Source organism: Mucilaginibacter sp. P4_G9, from assembly GCF_056400985.1.
In genome coordinates, this window is the sequence record NZ_JBFUKF010000674.1 from 1 (window position 1) to 1,726 (window position 1,726).

1 protein-coding gene is annotated in these 1,726 nt (G+C 40.7%); it reads left to right on the forward strand.

The genetic code is table 11. The features are described from left to right. Positions 1–142: 142 nt before the first annotated feature. On the forward strand, positions 143–1,726 hold a 1,584-nt coding region (locus AC1DPZ_RS26610; RefSeq protein ID WP_477409182.1), incomplete at its 3' end, for an ABC transporter permease.

Here is a 1,726-nt window from a genome sequence, read left to right on the forward strand (position 1 = left end):
AAGCAGCGCTGATTAACCCGATAAAAAGTTTAAGAAGCGAGTAAGGAGCTAAAAGCCGAAGGCTTAAAGCTAAAAGCAATATACACGGTTTTATAAAAGCTTTAGGCTTTGTGCCTTCAGCTTTAAGCTTAAAAATATAGCAATGATTAAGAATTATTTAAAAGTAGCCTGGCGTAATTTGTTGAGAAACAAAACGCATACCTTTATTAATGCTGCAGGGCTTTCGGTAGGACTGGTTTGCAGCCTGCTTATTTTGCTATGGGTGCAGGATGAGTTGAGTATGGATTCGGGGTTAAAAAACGGATCTCGTATTTACTCGGTATATGAGTTGCAGAATTACGATCATAAAATTCATGGCAGCTTTAATACTCCCGGCAGTACTGCCGATGAAATGAAAAAGGTACTGCCCGAAGTGCAGTATGCTATGAACCTGGGGTTCAATCAGATCAATACTTTCCAGGTTGGCGATAAGATACTAAAGCAAACGGGGACATCGGCGGGTGCCGATTATTTTAAAATATTTAGCTTCAGGTTATTACAGGGCAACGTGCAAAACACTTTAAACACACCCGCGAGCCTGGCCATATCCCACAAAATGGCTAACGCATTTTTTGGCAGCCCCCAGGCCGCAATAGGCAAAACTATCCGGTACGAAAATCACAAAAACTTAACGGTAACGGCTGTATTTGAAGACCTGCCTAAAAATACCTCGCAAAAATTTGAGTATCTTGTAAACTGGGATAACTTTTTAGAAGAAAATACCTGGGCCAGGGATTGGGGCAATCAGGGACCGGGGCTAATCATTATGCTGCGGGCAAATGCTGATCCGGTAAAATTTGAAAAAAAGATTAGCCATTTTTTGGACAAATATAACGGCACCAACCGCAAAACATCTACTTTTATTATTGATCTGGGTATAAAACGTTACCCCGAACTATACTTACATGGCAATTTTGAGGATGGTAAATTTGTGGGTGGGCGTATTGAGTATGTTAACATATTTAGCATTGTCGCCATTTTTATCCTGCTTATAGCCTGCATCAATTTCATGAATTTATCTACGGCCCGCTCGGTTAAGCGAGCTAAAGAAATTGGGGTACGTAAAGTAGTTGGGGCAGTGCGGTCGGTTTTAGTACAACAGTTTATCAGCGAGTCGTTGCTTATTACATTCATATCGGTAATTATATCGCTGGTACTATTAATTTTATTACTGCCTGTATTTAACCAGGTAACTCAAAAACAAATTGATTTGCCATTTAACCAGGTTGCTTTCTGGGTAAAACTGGCTGCTATTACCTTAATAACCGGATTAGTATCGGGCAGTTATCCGGCCTTGTTTCTATCATCGTTTAACCCGGTAAAAGTTTTAAAAGGAACCTTAAAATTAGATTCGGGCACTACTATCTTCCGTAAAGGACTGGTGGTATTTCAGTTTGTGTTATCGGTTGTATTAATCACCGGCACTATCGTTATATCAAAACAGATGAATTATATCCAATCTAAAAACCTGGGATATGATAAAGAAAACCTGGTGTACATTCCGCTTGAAGGCGATCTTACTGCTAAATACAGTCTGTTTAAAAACGAGGCATTGCGGTTGCCGGGCATACAAACGGTAACGCGGATGAGCGATGCACCCACAAATATCCAGAACGGAACAGGCGGTGTTGACTGGATTGGCAAAGACCCCAACATAAACATCCAGTTCACCCAATCATCTGTAGGG